The sequence below is a fragment of the Photobacterium sp. SP02 genome (genome assembly GCF_038519165.1).
Classification (GTDB): Bacteria; Pseudomonadota; Gammaproteobacteria; order Enterobacterales; family Vibrionaceae; genus Photobacterium; species Photobacterium halotolerans.
In genome coordinates this window covers 1-385 of the sequence record NZ_JASJOJ010000177.1, presented here as the reverse complement: position 1 = coordinate 385, position 385 = coordinate 1, and the positions used below count along the sequence as shown (strand labels likewise).

The following is a 385-nucleotide window of genomic DNA, read 5'->3' as shown; positions in this document are numbered from 1 at the left end:
ATACAAAGTAGTCTTCTTGAAAGAGATAAAAAGCTGTTAGAGGCCATAAGAGAAACACAAGAAACGAAAAAATTAATTGCACCAACGAAACAAGAGGAAAAGGAAGGGCAAAAAAAATCTTGGTGGCAGTTTTGGAGATAGCATATAGATGGATTTTTTTGAAAAGAGCATAAGGGGTTTTTGTCCCCACTTATGGTGTGGAACTAGGCAAAGCCTAGCAAAAAAATGACCCCAAAGAAGTGGTGGAAATCACTCCTGCAGCAGTGGAGATTTTTGAGGTGATCACTTCCCGATCACTACTGAAAAACGGGCCGGTCACTGGCGGATCTGTGATGGAAAATGATCGACCAGTTGTCAATCACTTGTCAAAGTGCCCAGTTATACG

The 385-nt window shown here is 41.3% G+C and carries 1 protein-coding gene; it reads left to right on the top strand.

Annotated features, from left to right (window positions below):
• Entirely contained in the window at positions 1–141 is a 141-nt protein-coding gene (locus P0Y67_RS23065; RefSeq protein WP_446728878.1) for a DUF3967 domain-containing protein, read from the top strand.
• Positions 142–385: the final 244 nt, after the last annotated feature.